The sequence below is a fragment of the Pseudomonas sp. RV120224-01b genome (assembly GCF_003208145.1).
GTDB lineage: Bacteria > Pseudomonadota > Gammaproteobacteria > Pseudomonadales > Pseudomonadaceae > Aquipseudomonas > Aquipseudomonas monteilii.
Genome location: NZ_QKMQ01000018.1, coordinates 63394 through 83385, shown reverse-complemented (window position 1 = coordinate 83385; position 19992 = coordinate 63394). Strand labels below are relative to the sequence as shown.

At 59.2% G+C, this 19992-nt stretch carries 16 protein-coding genes; 5 read left to right on the top strand and 11 right to left on the bottom strand.

From position 1 onward, the window contains the following. Window position 1 precedes the first annotated feature (1 nt). Both gmhB and N436_RS23225 read left to right on the top strand, forming a co-directional pair. Window positions 2-529: a D-glycero-beta-D-manno-heptose 1,7-bisphosphate 7-phosphatase gene (gmhB, locus tag N436_RS23230; protein WP_105947102.1), complete on the top strand. Its 528-nt coding sequence runs from the start codon at window positions 2-4 to the stop codon at window positions 527-529. A gap of 46 nt (window positions 530-575) precedes the next feature. Continuing rightward, window positions 576-1361 (top strand): 1-acyl-sn-glycerol-3-phosphate acyltransferase, encoded by a 786-nt coding sequence (locus N436_RS23225; protein ID WP_016712788.1) that lies wholly within the window; start codon window positions 576-578, stop codon window positions 1359-1361. A gap of 177 nt (window positions 1362-1538) precedes the next feature. Here the strand turns inward: N436_RS23225 and N436_RS23220 are convergent, their stop codons facing one another. Together N436_RS23220 and N436_RS23215 are read right to left on the bottom strand one after the other, a co-directional pair. Then, window positions 1539-3158, bottom strand: a complete 1620-nt coding sequence (locus N436_RS23220) for an MFS transporter (protein ID WP_028699544.1) — start codon at window positions 3156-3158, stop codon at window positions 1539-1541. A 96-nt stretch (window positions 3159-3254) separates the two neighbouring features. Then, on the bottom strand, window positions 3255-4901 hold the full coding sequence (locus tag N436_RS23215) for a GMC family oxidoreductase (RefSeq protein ID WP_110742054.1): 1647 nt from the start codon (window positions 4899-4901) through the stop codon (window positions 3255-3257). Window positions 4902-5070: 169 nt separating this feature from the next. On the opposite strand from N436_RS23215, the gene N436_RS23210 reads away from it, so the two are divergent. Further along, on the top strand, window positions 5071-5958 hold the full coding sequence (locus N436_RS23210; protein WP_105947104.1) for a LysR family transcriptional regulator: 888 nt from the start codon (window positions 5071-5073) through the stop codon (window positions 5956-5958). A gap of 65 nt (window positions 5959-6023) precedes the next feature. On the opposite strand, the gene N436_RS23205 is transcribed toward N436_RS23210, so the two are convergent. From N436_RS23205 to N436_RS23185, 5 genes are all read right to left on the bottom strand, one after another. Beyond that, window positions 6024-6941: an AEC family transporter gene (locus tag N436_RS23205; RefSeq protein WP_110742053.1), complete on the bottom strand. Its 918-nt coding sequence runs from the start codon at window positions 6939-6941 to the stop codon at window positions 6024-6026. After that, a complete protein-coding gene (locus N436_RS23200) occupies window positions 6935-7948 on the bottom strand; it encodes a TauD/TfdA family dioxygenase (RefSeq protein WP_110742052.1) in 1014 nt (337 codons plus the stop codon). Before N436_RS23200 ends, N436_RS23205 begins: the two co-directional genes overlap by 7 nt. A 174-nt stretch (window positions 7949-8122) precedes the next feature. After that, window positions 8123-8941 (bottom strand): sulfite exporter TauE/SafE family protein, encoded by an 819-nt coding sequence (locus tag N436_RS23195; protein WP_105947107.1) that lies wholly within the window; start codon window positions 8939-8941, stop codon window positions 8123-8125. Continuing rightward, window positions 8938-10209 (bottom strand): FAD/NAD(P)-binding oxidoreductase, encoded by a 1272-nt coding sequence (locus N436_RS23190; RefSeq protein WP_110742051.1) that lies wholly within the window; start codon window positions 10207-10209, stop codon window positions 8938-8940. Before N436_RS23190 ends, N436_RS23195 begins: the two co-directional genes overlap by 4 nt. 39 nt (window positions 10210-10248) lie before the next feature. Continuing rightward, entirely contained in the window at window positions 10249-11133 is an 885-nt protein-coding gene (locus tag N436_RS23185; protein WP_110742050.1) for an MBL fold metallo-hydrolase, read from the bottom strand. A 220-nt stretch (window positions 11134-11353) separates the two neighbouring features. Here N436_RS23185 and N436_RS23180 point away from each other — a divergent pair, with 220 nt between their 5' ends. Both N436_RS23180 and N436_RS23175 read left to right on the top strand, forming a co-directional pair. Continuing rightward, window positions 11354-12646 carry a sigma-54-dependent Fis family transcriptional regulator gene (locus N436_RS23180; protein WP_110742049.1) on the top strand — a complete coding sequence of 431 codons (1293 nt, stop codon included), beginning with the start codon at window positions 11354-11356 and terminating at the stop codon, window positions 12644-12646. A gap of 129 nt (window positions 12647-12775) precedes the next feature. After that, complete coding sequence (locus tag N436_RS23175; protein ID WP_105947111.1) at window positions 12776-13183, top strand: RcnB family protein; 408 nt, start codon at window positions 12776-12778, stop codon at window positions 13181-13183. Window positions 13184-13244: 61 nt separating this feature from the next. On the opposite strand, the gene gyrB is transcribed toward N436_RS23175, so the two are convergent. From gyrB to dnaA, 4 genes are read right to left on the bottom strand one after another with little or no spacing between them, the layout of a single operon-like run. Then, entirely contained in the window at window positions 13245-15665 is a 2421-nt protein-coding gene (gene gyrB / locus N436_RS23170) for a DNA topoisomerase (ATP-hydrolyzing) subunit B (protein WP_105947112.1), read from the bottom strand. A gap of 4 nt (window positions 15666-15669) precedes the next feature. Beyond that, window positions 15670-16773, bottom strand: a complete 1104-nt coding sequence (gene recF, locus N436_RS23165; protein ID WP_105947113.1) for a DNA replication/repair protein RecF — start codon at window positions 16771-16773, stop codon at window positions 15670-15672. 15 nt (window positions 16774-16788) lie between these two features. Then, window positions 16789-17892 carry a DNA polymerase III subunit beta gene (gene dnaN / locus N436_RS23160; RefSeq protein ID WP_016712777.1) on the bottom strand — a complete coding sequence of 368 codons (1104 nt, stop codon included), beginning with the start codon at window positions 17890-17892 and terminating at the stop codon, window positions 16789-16791. A 40-nt stretch (window positions 17893-17932) separates the two neighbouring features. Further along, the gene (dnaA, locus tag N436_RS23155) at window positions 17933-19462 is read right to left on the bottom strand and encodes a chromosomal replication initiator protein DnaA (protein WP_110742048.1); all 1530 of its coding nucleotides are present in this window, start codon (window positions 19460-19462) and stop codon (window positions 17933-17935) included. Between the last annotated feature and the right edge of the window lie 530 nt (window positions 19463-19992).

Here is a 19992-nt window from a genome sequence, read left to right as displayed (position 1 = left end):
CTTGAAACTGCTGATTCTCGACCGTGACGGGGTGATCAACCATGACTCCGACGCCTATATCAAGACGCTGGAAGAGTGGGTACCGATCCCGGGTTCGGTCGAAGCGATCGCGCAGTTGAGCAAGGCGGGCTGGAAGGTGGCCGTGGCCACCAACCAGTCCGGTATTGCCCGTGGCTATTACACTCTGGCAACCCTTGAGGCCATGCACGCGCGCCTGCGCGCGCTGGTGGCCGAGCAGGGCGGCGAGGTGGGCCATATCGTGTATTGCCCGCACGGGCCGGACGAAGGCTGCGATTGCCGCAAGCCCAAGCCTGGCATGCTGCGGGCTATCGCCGAGCATTACCAGGTCGGCCTTGAGGGCGTCTGGTTTGTTGGCGACAGCAAAGGTGACCTGGAGGCCGCCCTGGCCGTCGGTGCACAACCCGTGTTGGTGAAAACCGGCAAGGGCGAGCGGACCCTGGAAAAAGGTGTCCCGGAAACTACACTGATTTTCGACGATCTGGCAGCTATCGCCAGAGAACTAATTTAAACAGTGCGCCTTCGGGCGCACTTTTCTCAGGCGGGCATGCCCCGCAATGGTACAAGCCACTATGTCGATCCTGCAGGCGATCAGAATCTTTCTTTTTTACCTGCTGCTGGGCACCAGTTCGCTGCTGTGGTGCTCGCTGAGCTTTTTCGTCGCGCCGTTCCTGTCGTTCCCCAAGCGCTACAAGTTCATCAACGTATATTGGTGCCGCTGCGCGCTGTTCCTGGTGCGCACCATTCTCGGCATCGACTACAAGATCACTGGCGCCGAGAACGTGCCCAATGAGCCTTGCGTGATCCTGTCGAACCACCAGAGCACCTGGGAAACCTTCTTCCTGTCCCAGTACTTCTCGCCGTTGAGCCAAGTGCTCAAGCGCGAGCTGCTGTATGTGCCGTTCTTCGGCTGGGCCATGGCCATGCTGCGACCGATCGCGATCAACCGCGACAACCCCAAGGAAGCCCTGCGCCAGGTGGCGAGCAAGGGTGACGAGCTGCTCAAGCAGAAGACCTGGGTGCTGATTTTCCCGGAAGGCACCCGCGTGCCCTTCGGCACGGTGGGCAAGTTTTCCCGTGGCGGTACCGCTCTGGCGGTAAATGCCGGGCTGCCGGTGCTGCCGATTGCCCACAACGCGGGCAAGTTCTGGCCAAAGACGGGTTGGGGCAAACGCTCTGGCACCATCGAGGTGGTCATTGGCGAACCCATGTACGCCAATGGCAGCGGGCCACGTGCCATTGCAGAGCTCAACGACCGCGCCGCAGCGTGGAACGAGGCGACTCAGCGGGCCATGGGTTCGCTGCCGCCAGCAGAGGAAAAACCCCAGGAACAGACAGCTTGATTTTCTGTGGATAACTTGTGAGCAGTTTTTCGATCGAATGCTTCAAGTGATCCCTAAGTAATTGAATTAGCTGTTTATTTCTACGTATGACATTTTTCTTGAAATCGTGCATAAGTTTTTTCGAGGCATAAAAAAACCGGCTTTTACAGCCGGTTTTTTTATGGCGTGTGGACAGCATCAGACCTTGTCGATATCCACATCCTTGGTTTCTTTGAGGCAGAAGATCCCCACCACCAGGCTCACCCCGGTCACCAGAATCGGGTACCACAGCCCGTAGAAGATATCCCCGGTGTACACCACCAGCGCGAACGAGACCGTCGGTAGGAAGCCGCCGAACCAGCCGTTGCCAATGTGGTAGGGCAGTGACATCGAGGTGTAGCGGATACGGGTCGGGAACAGTTCGACCATTACCGCCGCCAAGGGGCCGTAGGTCATGGTCGCGATCAGAATCATCGCCACGATCAGCACCACCACCATCACCTGGTTGACCTGCGCCGGGTCGGCCTTGGCTGGGTAGCCCGCCTGCTCGATTGCCGCACGCATGGCGGTTTCGTCGAAGCCATTGATGGCCTTGTCGCCAATATTCACCACTACATCACTGCCCGCCACGCTCACCGATTTGTACGGCAAGCCCTGCTTGACCAGGAACGTCTTGACCTTGTCGCACGGGCTGTCGAAACGCGCCTTGCCCACCGGGTCGAACTGGAAGGTGCAGCCTTGCGGGTCGGCGGTTACCACGATTGGCGCCTGACGGCTGGCGGCATCAATCTGCGGGTTGGCGTAGTGGCTCAGCGCCTTGAACAGCGGGAAGTACAGCACGGTGGCCAGCAGCAGGCCGAGCATCAGGATCGGCTTGCGGCCGATACGGTCGGACAACCAGCCGAAGAACACGAAGAACGGCGCACCAATCACCACACTGATGATCAGCAGGGTGTTGGCCTGGGCCGGGTCCATCTTCAGCATCTGGGTCATGAAGAACAGCACGTAGAACTGCGCCGTGTAGAAGGTCACGGCTTGCCCGGCGTTGATGCTGAACAGGGCGGTAAGTACCACCTTCAGGTTTGGCCAGGAGGTGAACGACTCACGGATCGGCGATTTGCTCACCTTGCCCTGGGCCTTCATTTTCACGAACGCCGGCGATTCGTGCATGCTCATACGAATCCAGGTGGAGATGGCCAGCAGCACGATCGACAGCAGGAACGGCAGGCGCCAGCCCCAGGTTTCGAACTGGTCGCCGCTGATGTAGCGGCTGCCCAATACCACCAGCAGCGACAGCAGCAGCCCAAGGGTGGCGGTGGACTGGATGAAACCGGTGTGGAAGCCACGCTTGCCAGGCGGTGCGTGTTCAGCCACATAAGTGGCAGCACCGCCGTACTCACCGCCCAGCGCCAGCCCCTGCAACATCCGCAGAATCACCAGGATGATCGGTGCTGCGATGCCGATGCTGGCATAGGTGGGCAACAGCCCCACCGCGAAGGTGGACAGGCCCATCAGCACGATGGTGACCAGGAAGGTGTACTTGCGCCCGATCATATCGCCCAGGCGACCGAACACCAGTGCACCGAAGGGCCGCACCAGAAAACCGGCGGCGAAGGCCATAAGGGCGAAGATGAAGGCGGTGGTGTCGTTCACACCCGCAAAAAACTGCTTGCTGATGACCGCTGCCAACGCGCCATAGAGAAAAAAGTCATACCACTCGAAAACTGTCCCGAGGGATGACGCGAAAATGATCTTGCGTTCTTCACGGCGGCTGGAGCTGCTGGCCGCCGCACCCTGCTCTTGGATGTAATCCGACATCGTTGCTGTCCTCGGCCCGCAGGCCACAGTGATTATTCTTGTTGTTCCACTGTCGGCAGCCTCTGACCGCAAGCCGCCGGTACTGCACGCACCCGGTCAGGGCGTCGGTAAGGCGTCTTCATTCAGATAGGTTTGGGTCGCAGCTCCTTTGAGAATCAGTTGCGCCGCCTTTTCGGCGATCATGAGGGTGGGTGAGCAGGTATTGCCGGAAGTGATCTGCGGCATGATCGAGGCATCCGCTACGCGCAGGCCGGGGATGCCGTGTACGCGCAGCTGGTTATCCACAACGTCCAGGGCGCCGGCGCCCATGCGGCAGGTACCGACCGGGTGGAAGATGGTGGTGCCGATTTTGCCAGCGGCCTCGAACAGTTCTTCCTCGGTTTGCAGGGCCGGGCCCGGCAGGTATTCCTTGGGCTCGAACGCCGCGAGGGCAGGGGCCTGGACGATGCGCCGGGTAAGGCGAATGGCATCGGCAGCGACGCGCAGGTCCTGTGGGTCGCTGAGGTAATTGGGGTCGATCAGCGGCGTGCTGTTCATGTCGGTGCTGCGGATATCGATACGCCCGCGGCTGGCCGGGCGCAGGTTACACACCGAAGCGGTGAACGCCGGGAACGGATGCAACGGCTCGCCGAAGCGCTCCAGTGAAAGCGGCTGCACGTGGTACTGCAGGTTGGCAGTGGCCTGATCCGGACTTGAACGCACAAATGCCCCCAATTGACTCGGCGCCATGGCCAGCGGGCCACTGCGGTCATAGAGGTATCGCAAGCCCATACCCATCTTGCCCCAGAGGCTGTTGGCCATCTGGTTCAAGGTGCGGGCGTTGCGGACCTGGTAGATCAGGCGCAGTTGCAGATGGTCCTGAAGGTTGCCGCCGACACCCGGCATGTCGTGGCGAACGCCGATACCCAGGCTTTCCAGCAGTTGGCGCGGGCCGATACCGGAGCGCTGCAGAATGCCAGGTGAACCGACGGCTCCGGCGCAAAGGATGATCTCGCGGCGCGCCGCAAACTCGTGCCAAGCGCCTTGCCAAAATGCTTTCACAGCCCGCGCACGGGTATTGTTGAGCAGTACCTGATCAACCTGAACGCCGGTCAGCACGGTGAGGTTAGCGCGGTCCTTGATCGGTCGCAGGAAGGCTTTGGAGGCGTTCCAGCGTACGCCGCTGCGCTGGTTGACCTGAAAGTATCCACAGCCTTGGTTGTCGCCGGTGTTGAAGTCATCGACCTTGCCGACGCCACTTTGCTCGGCGGCATCGCGGAAAGCATCGAGAATCGGCCAGCTGTAGCGCTGGCGCTCGACCCGCCATTCGCCGTCACCGCCGTGGTGCTCGCTGGCGCCGGCAAAGTGGTTCTCGCTGGCCTTGAACAGCGGCAATACATCTTTCCAGGCCCAACCGTCGTTACCTTGCTCGGCCCAAGCATCATAGTCGGCCGCCTGGCCACGCATGTAGATCATGCCGTTGATCGAGGAGCAGCCACCAAGCACCTTGCCGCGCGGGTAGCCCAGTGCGCGACCGCCAAGACCAGCCTGGTGCTCGGTCTTGAAACACCAGTCAGTGCGCGGGTTGCCTATGCAGTAGAGATAACCCACGGGAATGTGGATCCAGGGATAGTTATCGCGGCCTCCCGCTTCCAGCAGCAAGACGCGGCAGGAAGGGTCGGCGGACAAACGATTGGCCAGCAGGCAACCGGCGGGACCGGCCCCTACGACCACGTAGTCGAAGGCAGAATCGGCTGATGGCATGTGCAACCTCGGGCCTGTTTTTTATTCTTGTCCCGATCCATCTTAGTGAGTAATTTCGTGGAGGAAACACGAGATTTCGCGCAGCCGCTGTGCGTTTTAGCACAGCGACCATCACTGCAACGGCGTGCGCCTGCAAAGGTTCTCGCCGTCTGGATGCATAGGGACAAGCATGTTCGACTGGAACGATCTTCGGTTTTTCCTCGAGTTGCAGCGCAGCGGCCGCCTACTCACTGCCGCCAAGCGCCTCAACACCACCCACAGCACCGTGGCTCGGCACATCGAGAGCATCGAGCAAAGCCTGGGCACCGCACTATTTGTACAACATGCCCAAGGCTACGAGCTGACCCCCTCGGGCCAAGCCTTGCTCAAACACGCCGAGGCCATGGAAAATGTCGCGCTGCTGGCGCAGGAAGAAATCACCCAGGCCATCACCCCATTGGGCAAGATTCGCCTGGGGGTGACCGAAGGCATCGGCATCATGTTCTTCACACCACGCATGAACGCGTTGTTCGAGCGCTACCCCGGCCTGGAAGTGGAGCTGGTCGCCGTACCGCGTTTCGTCAGCATCCTCAATCGCGAAGCAGAAATCAGCATCCACTTGGAACGGCCCAATGCCGACCTGCTGATCACCCGCAAACTCACCGATTATCGACTGGCCCTGTACGCCAGCCAGGACTACCTGGACCGCGCACCGCCCCTGCGCAACCGCGAAGACCTGGCCCGGCACAGCTGGATCGGCTACGTAGACGACCTGCTGTTCAGCCAGGAACTGTTGTTTCTCAACAGTTTCTGCCGGGCCCCGAATGTAGTGTTTCGCAGCACCAGTGTAATCGCCCAACAGGCCGCTGCCCGTGCCGGCCTGGGCATTGCAGTGCTGCCCAATTACATGGCTCGCCACGACCCGACGCTGGTGCGCGTGCTGCCGGGTGAAACCATCCAGCGCAGCTACTGGATCTGCACACGGCGCGAGCTGCACAAATCAGTGCGCCTGCGGGTGGTATGGGACTACCTGCTGGCGCTGTGTTTTGCTGAACAAAACGAACTTCTGGCCCAGTAATGAGCCACGACAAACAGCAGCGCCGCGCTCAGCACGCGGCACTGCCAGTGACTGATCGAAGCGACCTAGAGCTCGACCATACTCACTATCAAAGTGATGGTGATAGTAGAGACCAACGTCGTCCAGGTAATCATCGAGGCCATGGCTGGCGCATCACCACCCATTTGCCTGGCCAGGATGTAAGCATTACCCGCACATGGGACGCAGGCATACAGCAACGCAACATTGGCTGCGGTACCAGAGACGCCAAGGCCCATGATTAAAGCCAGCGTCACGATTGGCAGCAGCAAAAGCTTCAGCACGACCACGTACAGCGTAGCCAGAACACCCGCTACCTGAAGATTCAACATCAGCCCAGCACCTACAGACATCAAGCTAAGCGGGGTAGCAGCACTACCCAGATAGCTCATGAACTGCTCAACCGGCCCCACGATGCGCACCTCGTACAGGTTCAGGGCCAACCCCACCAGTGCCCCAATGATCAGCGGGTTTTTGATGAGCGCGGCAAGCATGCTGCCCGGTGATTTGCGACCGCCCTCACCAAACTGATTCATCACCAACACACTCATCACATTGGTGGTAATGATCAGATAAGCAACGAATACACCGGATATCGCAACCCCTTCAGCACCATACAAGGAATGCGCCAAGGCAATGAACACATACGAGTTGTAGCGTATACCACCTTGAAAAATCGACGTGAACAGGTCGTTTCGAACCCTGAGGATTGCCTGGCCCAAAAATATGATAACCGCAACCACCAACGTTGCGCCCACTGTCGCAAAAATGGCGGTAGACGTTTCACCACTGCCAAAGTCGGCCTCACTGATATCCCGTATGAGCAGGGCTGGAAAAAACAGGTAGTAAACCAATTTATCGACATGTTTCCACCAGCCCGCATCACTGATGAACCACCGCTTGACGGTATTACCGGCAACTATCAATAGAAAGATTGGTAATACCGAGAAGAAGGTAGTCAGCATGCGCTCGCCTCCTGTGGCAGGAAGATTCGCGACTTCACCCTTTGCAACTGACGGTGCCCCCACAAATTGTTGGCGACAAACACGCGCTGCACCCAACGCATCGGGTTGTTCAGGTCATCGAGTGATGCACTGAAACGGTCACGCGAGTGAAGTGTGAAGCGATTATCAATATAAGCCAACATTCCCGGTTTTATATCGACACCAATCGATACCGTTTTTATTGCGTCATGGAATTTTTCCATTGCCTGGGCGGCACGCGCATTCAACGCCTCAACCATATCGGGGTAAAATACAGCATTGATTTCTGGAAAACTGTTGCTGCCGCAAACCATTGGAACGGCTGGGGTTACGTAGGTTCCTTCCTTCCGCCAGCGATAGGGAACCTTGATTTGGTAGAGCGGTTGACGCAGCCACGAGACATCGCTCGCATCGAGCAAATCGAGCGCGTTGCGGGCGTCGGCAAGGCGCGTCATCGGGCCGTTGCGGTCATGCCGAACACCGGTGAGCAGCAGGCCGAGCGGGTAAGCATTCAACCCGTCCATAAACTTCAATGCCGCGTTCTCGATATGAAAGTCAAGTTCCACATCGGAGCCAAGTCCTGTGTACTCACCTTTTGTCTGGGTACCCGGTATAAGATTATTGACGATATTGGCACCCTCAAACTGCACCAAGTACGGTTCACCTATCAACGCGGCAAACATCATGATCAGGTTTTCACTGATCGTGCCGCTTTTGCACGCGGGGAGGAACCTTTGTGGATCCGGAGTGGTAAACACTTGTTCATCGACCGGCAGGTTTTCGAACACAAGGTAGGGCTTGGGATGCAGCGACGCACGCTGTTCGGAAAGTATATCTATGACGCGCCTTGGCAACGTGGACGCAGCGGCCATCCGTAGGTCTGTAATATAAACTTGATCCCCTTGCGTATCATAATTAATAGTGGCCAATACCCTCGCCAACTGATCGCGTTCACTGTCGGTAAATTTGTACATGCAGGTGCTGTCCACGGGTGCACTCCTCTGAGCTGTTGCTGGTTCAAGTAACCACTGGGCTTTTAATGGAGTGCAAACTATCAATGTGGAAGACTCAAAGGGAGTAGGTCACGCTTCCTCAGGATCAAATTGCACAGCTGAACTGTGTGTTTATTGACATAAGAGTTGCTCGACCTGCCCCCAAGCGGCCTAGCCCCACAGTGCCTTGACGGCCAGAAGCAGAGCCGCCGCCCATCCAGCCACCGCAAACAATTGCTGCAAGCGCGGCCCAGCCAACTTCGCAGCCAGAGGCCTCACCAGTAGCAAGCCGAGCACCGCGCCAAAAGCGAAGGGTGCCCCGACCTGCCACTGCATGGCGCCCGCCAGGCTGGCGCTGACCACACTTCCGGTGGATACCAGGGCGATTACTGCCAACGAAGTGGAAACGATGCTGGCCATGCGCAGGTTGGTATAGCGGTTCAACGCAGGGATGATGACGAAGCCACCACCCACACCCAACAGGCCGGACAGTAACCCAGACAACGCCCCGGTGAATGCCAGGGCACGCGCGCAGGGAAGGGTCCAGCGCAAACGGCCCTGCAACGGGTTCAACACACAGGGTTCGATATAGCGATGGGCGTCATTGGCTTCACCGCGCAGCTCCTTGGCAGCCTTGCGCCAGATACGCAGGCAGGCGTACACCAACACACCCGCGAACACCACCTGCAAGGGTGTGTTCGGCAAGCGGTGCGCAAGCATCAGCCCGAACGGCGCGGCAACCACACCCACCATCGCAATGAACAGCGCCGCCCGATAACGCACCAGCCCCTGTCGTAGGCCCAGCACCGCGCCAACCGCTGCAGCCAGGCCTACGGCCAGCAGGCCGACCGGAGCGGCCTCGACCATCGACAGCCCCAGCCCGAACACCAACAAAGGCACGGCGAGAATGCCACCGCCTGCGCCGGTCAATGCCAGGACCGCGCCGATGATCGCGCCCAGGCCCGCCCCCAACAATTGATGTTCGATCACTTCCCACCCTCTGCACCCAACGGCTGCGGCCGAGCCAGCCACTCGCGGCCCTTCAGCATGCCTTGCCAGTACAGCGGTGGCAGCGCTTGCGCCTTCAGCAACCAAGCCAGGCGCGTTGGTTTGCGGCCATCCAGCAACCAGCTGGGGAAGCTCGGTGCCAGCTTGCCGCCATAGGTGAACTCAGCCAGGACGATTTTGCCGCGCTCTACAGTCAGCGGGCACGAGCCATAGCCGTCGTACTGGGCGAGGGTAGGCAACCTGCCCAATGCCACCAACACGTTGTTGGCCACGACCGGCGCCTGCTTACGGGCAGCCGCAGCAGTCTTGGCATTGCTGGTGTTGGCCACATCACCCAGGGCATGGATGTTGATGTACTTGCGGTGGCGCAGGGTATGCGGGTCGACATCGACCCAGCCCGCGTTATCGGCCAAGGGGCTTTCACGAATGAAGGCCGGCGCCACCTGGGGAGGGACCACATGGAGCATGTCAAAGGCCTCGATGTGCGTTTCGCTGCTGCCGTCGGGCAGGGTGCACACGAAGGTGGCGCGCTTGTTCGGGCCATCCACGGCCACCAGTCGGTGGGAGAAATGGAGGTCCACGGCGTATTTGTCTATGTACTTCATCAGCGCGGGCACATAGTCCGCCACACCGAACAGCACAGCGCCAGCATTGAAGAAGCTGGCTTTCACTGCCCCCAGATGGCCGTGGCGTAACCAGTGGTCGCAAGACAGGTACAACGCCTTCTGCGGCGCGCCCGCACATTTGATCGGCATGGGCGGCTGGCTGAATATGGCACGGCCTTGCTTGAGCTTCTGCACCAGCTCCCAGGTATAGGGCGCCAGGTCGTAGCGGTAGTTGGAGGTGACGCCGTTGCGGCCCAGGGTTTCGCTGAGCCCGTCAATGGCCGCCCAGTCCAGCGTAAGGCCGGGGCAGACTACCAGCTGTTCATAGCTGATGGCGCGACCGTCCTCGAGGACGACCAACTGGCCCAGCGGATCGAAAGCCTGCACCCGCGCCTTGACCCAGCGTACCCCGCGCGGAATGGTCGAGGCCATGGTGCGGGCGGTGCTCGGTGCCTTGAACACACCGGCACCGACCATGGTCCAGCCGGGTTGGTAGTAATGCACTTCGGCGGGGTCGATCAAGGCAACGTCCAGCGACGGGTCACGGCTGATCAGGCTGGAAGCGGTAGCGATACCGGCGGCACCGGCACCGACGATGACCACTTTGTGATGGTCGGTATTGGCAGGGGACAACAAGGCAGGCATGGCGGTAAATCCTGGAAATCTGATTATGGGGCAGGGCGGTTACAGCTTGTTCAGCGGAATCTTCAGGTAGCTCACGCCGTTCTCTTCCGGCGCAGGGAACTGGCCGCTGCGCATGTTCACCTGCACCGAAGGCAGGATCAGCACTGGCATGTCGAGGGTCTTGTCGCGTGCTTCACGCATGGCGACAAAACTGTCTTCGTCGATGCCCTGATGAATGTGGATGTTGCTGGCGCGCTGTTCGGCCACGGTAGTGACGTACTGCATGTCGCGGCCACCCGGCAGGTAGTCGTGGCACATGAACAGCCGGGTCTGGTCGGGGAAAGCCAGCAATCGACGGATCGAGCGGTACAGGGTGCGGGCATCGGCACCCGGGAAGTCACAGCGGGCAGTACCGTAGTCGGGCATGAACAGCGTATCGCCGACAAACACCGCAATTTCGCCAGCGTCTTCGATCATGAAGCTCATGCACGCGGGCGTGTGCCCTGGGGTGTGCAGTGCACGGGCATGCAGGTTTCCGATCCTGAAACCCTCCTCGTCTTCGAGCAGCACATCAAACTGGCTGCCGTCGTGGGCGAAGCCAGGCTCAGCGTTGAACAGCGCACCGAACACTTTCTGCACTTGGGTGATGTGAGCACCAATAGCGGTGTGGCCGCCCAGCTTTTCCTTCAGGTAGGCAGCCGCTGAAAGGTGGTCGGCGTGTACATGGGTTTCCAGCACCCAGCGCACGCTGGCATTCAGTTCGGTCACGCGTGCGATGAGGCGATCCGCCGATGTGCTGCAGGTGCGCCCGGACTTGGGATCGTAATCAAGCACGCTGTCGATCAATGCGCACTGCCGGGTTTCACGGTCCATGACCAGGTAGCTGATGGTCGAGGTCGCCTTGTCGTAAAAGGCGTCCACGTGAAGGTTGTTGCCGATGATCATCACGTTCTCCAATTTATCCGCCCCGCCTTGTAAGGCGTAGGCAGTAACAGGAGGTTTATCAAGATGCATGCCAGGCTTTTTAACGTGCTTGGGCCAATGAAACCGGCCCATTGCAAACAACTGGCAGCAATACTGGCAGCCCATGTGGCAGTCGACTGTCAGCCAATGGCAGTGTTTGGCAGTCCTTGTTACCCTGCGCCGGTCATCCAACGGTGCCGTCATGCCTGAAGCTCATCCCCTTATCCTAGCGCTGGTTTCCTACCTTGAGCACGATGCCCTCCCGGCCATCGTGCTGGACACCGACTACAACATCCTGGCCGCCAACGCCGCCTATCGCCGCCAGTTCGGCCACCACGAGCAGGCCCCGTTGGGCGAAAAATGCCACAAGGTCTCGCATCACTACGCCGTGCCCTGCGACCAGGCCGGCGAGCATTGCCCGATGCGCAAAGCCTGGGACAGCAAGGTGCCGGAGCGGGTATTGCACATTCATCACACACCACGTGGCCCCGAGCATGTCGATGTCGAACTGCGCCCGATCCTGGATGAGCAGGGCAGGGTGGTGGCCTTTGTCGAACGCCTGACCACCATCACCCTCGCGTCAGCGCAACCTCAGGAGCAGGGCTTGGTCGGACGCGCGCCAGCCTTCAAGGCCGCCTTGGCCAGCCTGCAACGTGCGGCGCCAGCGCAGATCCCGGTATTGCTGCAGGGTGAATCGGGTAGTGGTAAAGAGCTGTTCGCCCGTGCGGTGCATATGGGCAGCCCCAGAGCCAACGGCCCGCTGGTGGTGGTCGACTGCACTGGCCTGACCGAGTCGCTGTTCGAAAGCGAGTTGTTCGGTTATGAAAAAGGCGCGTTCACCGGTGCCAACCAACGCAAGATCGGCCTGGCCGAGGCGGCCCATGGAGGCACCCTTTTTCTCGACGAAATCGGTGAGGTGCCGCTGGCGATGCAGGTGAAGCTGCTGCGCCTGATCGAATCCGGCAGCTTCCGCCCGGTGGGCAGCCTGCGCACGGTGCACTCGGACTTCCGCCTGGTTTCGGCCACACACAAACCGCTCAAGCAAATGGTTGCGCAGGGCACCTTCCGTGAAGACCTGTATTACCGCATCAGCGGTTTCCCCATTCGCCTGCCTGCGCTGCGCGAGCGGGTGGAAGATCTGCCGCTGCTCGCGCAAAGCCTGTTACAGCGAATGGCTGGCAAGCCTACGCCCAGCCTGAGTGAGGATGCCTTGCAGCAGCTTGGCTTGCATCCGTTTCCCGGCAATATCCGCGAGCTGCGCAACATACTGGAAAGGGCGCGGCTGTTTGCCGATGACGGGCTGATCCGACCTGAACACTTGCCAGAAGATATCGGGCCGGCTGGGGCGATCACGAAAGATGGCCGTCGAAAAAACCTGGGGGAGCTGGCTCAGGCGCTGGAACAATTCAAGGGCTCGCGTAGCGAACTGGCCAGCCATCTTGGCATGAGCGAACGCACGCTCTATCGCCGTTTGAAGGCGCTCGGGCTGAATTGAAAGGGCGGCAGACTTTACCGGACCTTTACCTGCGCCCTGACATTAAAGGGCAAAAATCGTGGTCTGATCAGTTATCCGAATCTGGCAGTCAGTGAACGCCAGGCGTTAACAGGCAGAGGACCGCATCAAATGAAGAAAACCCTAACCGTGATCTGCGCCGCGCTCATGCTCAGCGCACCCTTGGCCAGCTTCGCACAACCGGGCCCACCCGACCGGCATGATGATGGCCCATCGCACCAAGGCAACCCGCCGCATGGCCAGCCAAAGCAGCAAGGCCGCCATGACAACGGTCGTGCACCCGATTACCGCAACCCGAACTTCCGCCCCCAACAAGGCATGCCGGTGCCTCACCAGCAGTGGCAACGAGGGCATGTGGTTGACCCACACTACCGTGGCGACCGCTACTGGGTGACTGACTGGAAAGCACGCCACTTGTATGCGCCACCGCGTGACCATCGCTGGTTGTATGTGAATGGCGACTACGTGCTGGTGGCTATTGCCAGTGGTGTGATCGTTAACATTCTCAGCGGTTACTGATTTTCAGACACTAAAAAGCCCGCATCAGCGGGCTTTTTAGTGGGTGGCGGATCACACCTGATCAGAAGTCCAGGTTCGACACCGACAGCGCGTTGCTTTCGATGAAGTCACGGCGCGGCTCGACCGCATCACCCATCAGGGTGTTGAAGATCTGGTCGGCTGCGATCGCATCCTCGATGGTGACCTTGAGCATGCGGCGCACGGTCGGGTCCATGGTGGTTTCCCACAGCTGCTCAGGGTTCATCTCACCCAGCCCTTTGTAGCGCTGGATGGTGTGGCGCTTGGTGGTTTCGTTCATCAGCCAGTCCAGTGCTTCCTTGAACTCACTGATCGCCTTGCGGCGTTCACCACGCTGCACGTATGCACCGTCACCCAACAGAGTGGCGAGCTTGGCACCCAGGTTAACAACCGAGCGGTAGTCGTTGCTGCCGAAGAAGTCGCGGTTGAAGGTGACGTAGCTGGCCAGGCCGTGGGAGGTCACTTCCACTTCCGGCAGCCATACGTTGCGCTCCTTGTCTTCGCGCAGGCTGGCCTGATACACCAGGCCCGACTTCTGGCTGTTGCTCAGACGCTCCTGGAACTTGACCAGCCAGGCTTGCATCGCAGCGTGGTCACCCAACTGCTCCACGGTCACTTCCGGCAGGTAGATGAAGTGCTCGGTGATGTCTTCCGGATACAAGCGCGAAAGGCGCTTGAGGGTTTTCATCACGCCGCGGAATTCATTCACCAGGCTTTCCAGCTGCACACCGGAAACCGCTGGCGCCGACTCGTCCAGGTGCAGGCTGGCATCTTCCAGGGCCGACTGGGTCATGTACTCTTCCATGGCCTCGTCGTCCTTGATGTACTGCTCCTGCTTGCCTTTCTTCACCTTGTACAGTGGTGGCTGGGCAATGTAGATGTAGCCGCGCTCGACCAGCTCCGGCAGCTGACGGAAGAAGAAGGTCAGCAGCAGGGTGCGGATGTGCGAACCGTCAACGTCAGCATCGGTCATGATGATGATGTTGTGATAACGCAGCTTGTCGATGTTGTACTCTTCGCGGCCGATACCACAGCCCAGTGCGGTGATCAGCGTGCCCACTTCCTGGGACGAGATCATCTTGTCGAAGCGTGCTTTCTCGACGTTGAGGATTTTACCCTTCAGCGGCAAGATCGCCTGGGTACGACGGTTACGGCCTTGCTTGGCCGAACCACCGGCGGAGTCACCCTCCACCAGGTACAGTTCGGAAAGGGCCGGGTCTTTCTCTTGGCAGTCCGCCAGTTTGCCTGGCAGGCCGGCGATGTCCAGCGCACCTTTGCGGCGGGTCATCTCACGGGCTTTACGTGCCGCTTCACGGGCACGCGCGGCGTCGATCATCTTGCCAACGACCGCCTTGGCCTCGTTCGGATTCTCCAGCAGGAAGTCGGCGAAGTACTTGTTCATCTCCTGTTCCACGGCGGTTTTCACCTCCGAGGAAACCAGCTTGTCTTTGGTCTGCGAGCTGAACTTGGGGTCCGGCACTTTCACCGAGATGATCGCGGTCAGGCCTTCACGGGCATCATCGCCAGTGGTTGCCACCTTGTTCTTCTTGGCCAGGCCTTCCTGCTCGATGTAGCTGTTCAGGCTACGGGTCAGCGAGGAACGGAAGCCCACCAGGTGAGTACCGCCGTCACGCTGCGGAATGTTGTTGGTGAAGCACAGCAGGTTTTCGTTGAAGCTGTCGTTCCATTGCAGAGCAACTTCAACACCCACGCCATCGTCACGCTGGACGTTGAAGTGGAACACCTGGGAGTTGACCGGGGTCTTGTTGGTGTTCAGGTACTCGACGAATGCGCGCAGGCCGCCTTCGTACTTGAAGAACTCTTCCTTACCGCTGCGCTCATCCTTCAGCAGAATGCCAACGCCCGAGTTGAGGAACGACAACTCGCGAATACGCTTGGCCAGGATGTCCCAGCTGAAGTGAATGTTCTTGAAGGTTTCAGCCGAAGGCTTGAAGTGGATGTGGGTACCGGTGGTTTCACTGTCACCGACAACCGCCATAGGCGCTTGAGGGACACCGTGAACGTAAGTCTGTTCCCAGATTTTTCCGCTACGGCGAACGGTCAGCACCAGCTTCTCGGACAGCGCGTTCACGACCGAAACACCTACGCCGTGCAGGCCGCCGGATACCTTGTAGGAGTTGTCGTCGAACTTACCGCCAGCGTGCAGCACGGTCATGATGACCTCGGCTGCGGAAACGCCTTCTTCTTTATGCACGTCGACCGGAATGCCGCGACCGTTGTCGCGCACACTGATGGATTCGTCCGGATGGATAATGACAGTGATGTCATCGCAGTGACCGGCGAGGGCTTCGTCGATGGAGTTGTCGACCACCTCGAAGACCATGTGGTGCAGGCCGCTACCATCATCGGTGTCGCCAATGTACATGCCGGGACGCTTGCGTACGGCATCCAAACCTTTCAGCACCTTGATGCTGGAGGAGTCGTACGTTTGATTTTCGCTCATGCCTTCACTCCCGATGGTCGTGGGTCTGGGTGATACGGCCTTGTTCCACGTGGAACAAAGCAACTGGCGTTTCCGTCTGCCAGCCTTCCCTCAGTAATTCGTGATCTACACAGGTGATGAACACCTGGCAGCGTAATTCTTCAAGCAAGCGGCACAGCGCGCGGCGATGCTGGTCGTCCAGTTCGGACGGCAAGTCATCCACGAGATAAATACAATGACCGCGGCGAGCCTGACTAACGAGGTGGCCCTGGGCAATGCGCAATGCACACACCACCAGCTTTTGCTGACCACGCGACAGGATGTCGGCTGCATTGTTGGCAGCCAGACGAAGACGCAGATCAGCACGCTGCGGACCGGCCTGGGTATGGCCCATCTGCTGATCGCGAAGGAGAGAGGAGGCGAGTACTTCTTGCAGTTCCCGGTCCTTGTCCCAGCCTCGGTAGTAGCTCAGGGTCAACCCGTCCAGCTCGACCAGTTCGCTCAGGGTTCGCTCGAAGACGGGCTTCAAGGCCTTGATGTAGTTGCGACGGTATTCATCTATTTCCGCGCTGGCCAGGCACAGTTCCCGGTCCCAGGCGGCTTGCGAAGCTGGGTCAAGTGTACCATGACGCAACCATGAGTTCCGCTGCCGCAGCGCCTTCTGCAGCCGCTGCCAGGCTGGCAAGAAGCGAGGTTCCACGTGGAACACCCCCCAATCCAGAAACTGGCGGCGAATTTTCGGGGCACCTTCCAACAGGCGGAAACTGTCTGGGTTGATGAGCTGAAGCGGTAACAACTCCGCCAGTTGCGCCGCGCTGCGCGCATTCTGCCCATCGATGCGAATAGTGAACTCCCCCTGGCGCTCCCGGGAGACGCCCAGGTTGCTGGTGCCACCCTCGGACAACTGCACTTCACCAAACACGGTACAGGCAGCCTGTTCGTACTGGATAACCGGGTTCAGGCGTGTGCTGCGGAAAGAGCGCGCCAGCCCCAGCAAATGCACGGCCTCAAGCACGCTGGTCTTGCCGCTGCCGTTGGCGCCATAAAGTATGTTGATACGGGGGGAGGGTAAGAGAGTCACCGGGTGCAAATTGCGCACCGCGGTGACCATGATACGTCGAAGGGACATGTCGCCTGCTATGGGTTACAGGCGCATCGGCATGACAACATAGGAAGAATCGTCATTGCCCGCTTCCTGCAGCAGGGCACTGCTGTTGGAATCCGAGAGAATCAGACGAACTTGCTCAGTAGTCATTACGCCCAACACGTCGAGCAGGTAGCTGACGTTGAAGCCGATTTCCAGCGAGCTACCTTCGTAGTCCACGCTGATTTCTTCCTCTGCTTCTTCCTGCTCCGGGTTGTTGGCCTGGATTTTCAGTTGGCCAGCAGCCAGTTGCAGGCGAATGCCGCGGTACTTTTCGTTGGAAAGAATCGCGGTACGGCTGAAGGCTTCACGCAAGGCCTGGCGGTCCCCGACCACCAGCTTGTCGCCGCCCTTGGGCAGTACGCGCTCGTAGTCCGGGAACTTGCCGTCCACCAGCTTGGAGGTGAAAGTGAATTCACCGGTGGTGGCACGGATGTGATGCTGGCCCAGCACGATGCTGACCATGCCTTCCGGGTCCGTGAGCAAACGCGCGAGCTCCAGGATACCTTTGCGTGGAACGATGACCTGATGGCGGTCATCCTGCTCGATCGGCGCGGTCATGGAGCACAACGCCAGCCGGTGACCATCGGTAGACACTGCACGCAGGGTGTTGCGGGACACCTCCAGCAGCATGCCGTTCAGGTAGTAGCGCACATCCTGCTGGGCCATGGCGAAGCTGGTGCGCTCGATCAGCCGGCGCAGCTTGCTTTGTTCCAGGTTGCAGGTCAGCGAGCCTGGGCCTTCTTCCACCGTCGGGAAGTCATTGGCTGGCAGGGTGGACAGGGTGAAGCGGCTACGGCCGGCCTTGACCAACAGTTTCTGCTCGTCGACCTTGATATCGATCAGGGCGTCGTTCGGCAGGCTTTTGCAGATGTCCATCAGCTTGCGTGCCGGGACAGTGATTTCGCCGGGCTCAGCCGGCTCTTCCAGTTGCACGCGGCCTACCAGTTCGACTTCCAGGTCGGTACCGGTCAACGACAGTTGCTGGCCTTGCACAACCAGCAATACGTTGGACAGGACCGGCAAGGTCTGACGGCGCTCGACGACACCGGCGACCAGTTGCAGGGGTTTCAACAGGGCTTCGCGTTGAATGGTGAAATGCATGGTCTAGTCCCTTGCCTTCAATTAGCTGCGCAGACGGCCATCAGGTCGTCAGCGTCCGCAGCAGGTTCTTGTAGTCCTCGCGGATGTCCGCGTCGGATTCCTTCAGTTCGTTGATCTTGCGGCAGGCGTGCAGCACGGTCGTGTGGTCGCGACCACCAAACATGTCGCCAATTTCCGGCAGACTGTGGTTGGTCAGCTCCTTCGACAGGGCCATGGCCACCTGGCGTGGACGAGCGACAGAACGTGAACGCCGCTTGGACAACAGATCAGAGATCTTGATCTTGTAGTACTCGGCGACGGTTCGCTGAATGTTATCCACACTGACCAGTTTGTCCTGCAGCGCCAGCAGGTCTTTCAGCGACTCACGGATCAGTTCGATGGTGATATCACGGCCCATGAAGTGCGAGTGGGCGATCACCCGCTTCAAGGCACCTTCCAGCTCACGCACGTTGGAGCGGATGCGCTGGGCAATGAAGAAGGCCGCATCATGCGGCAGCTCGACCTTGGCCTGGTCGGCCTTCTTCATCAGGATGGCCACACGGGTTTCCAGCTCGGGTGGCTCGACGGCCACCGTCAGGCCCCAGCCAAAGCGCGACTTCAAGCGCTCTTCCAGGCCTTCGATCTCCTTGGGGTAACGGTCAGAGGTCAGGATTACCTGCTGGCCGCCCTCAAGCAGGGCGTTGAAGGTGTGGAAAAACTCTTCCTGCGAGCGCTCTTTACGGGCAAAGAACTGGATATCGTCGATCAACAACGCATCCACCGAGCGGTAGAAACGCTTGAATTCGTTGATAGCGTTCAGTTGCAGAGCCTTGACCATGTCCGCGACGAAGCGCTCCGAATGCAGGTACACGACCTTGGCGTTCGGGTTCTTCTTCAGCAGGTGGTTACCCACAGCATGCATAAGGTGGGTTTTACCCAGGCCCACACCGCCATAAAGGAAAAGCGGGTTGTAACCATGCTTGGGGTTGTCCGCGACCTGCCAAGCAGCCGCACGCGCCAACTGGTTCGACTTACCTTCGACGAAGGTTTCGAAAGTGAAGGTACGGTTCAGGTAACTGGTGTGCTTGAGCGCACCTTCAACCTGCACGGTGCGCTGCTCGGCCCGACCACCAACGGCGGGTGCCGCAGCCGTTTCGGCCATGGCATCGAAGCTGTCGCGTGCGGACGGTTCGGCAAGATCATCGACCATTACCGGCTCGGTCACCGGCACTGCAACAGGTTCGACCGCTGCCACCGGAGCAGGCTTGTGCGCCTGGCCTTGAGCCAGCGAGGCAGCCACGGCCGCACTGACCGGTGCGTTGGGCGCGGCACGCGGAGCCGAGCTGCGACGGCTACCTATCAACAAGGAAAGGGCAGGCGCAATACCGCTGCCGTTTTCACCTAGCAGCTCGAGCAAGCGACCCAGGTACTTTTCATTGACCCAATCGAGAACGAAACGGTTGGGCGCATAGACGCGCAACTCGTCGCCTTCGGCTTCGACCTGTAGCGGACGGATCCAGGTGTTGAATTGCTGGGCAGGCAGTTCATCGCGCAGAAGCTCCACGCACTGCTGCCAAAGTTCCACTGACACGGATATCCCCTGAGTTTGAAAGCCGGATGAGGCAAAAACAAACCGCCATTGTACCGGTCGGGCGCCCAGTTATCCACATGTGGACACGTTAGGAGCCATGACAAAACAGCCATTTATCGACCAAAACGGCCTTTACGCGTTGTGAATAAGGTCTGTGGATAAACGCCCATGAGGGCTATGCACAACCCTGAGATCAGCCCTGTTGATAACTCGCCTGTGGGTAAGTGTCATTTTAATCCACAGCTTGCCCGCACGAATAAAACAGGTGCAGCACCGGTTGAGAACACGGTTGTAAAACGCTGTACATGCCGTGAATTATGGCCTTGAGGAGGTTATCCACAGAAGGTTACCCACATAAGATTTATAAGTTCTTCAGAAAAGCTTTTTATATGTCTCTTCTTTTTTTTCATGTTGTCCCCGATTCGTGTGTCCGATCAAGCACCCCTTGGGGATGAACCGGCAGGCACCGTCCATCCTGTGCTCTATATGGAAAGACTGGTTGGAAATTGACCTATGGGCTTGCTTTCTCT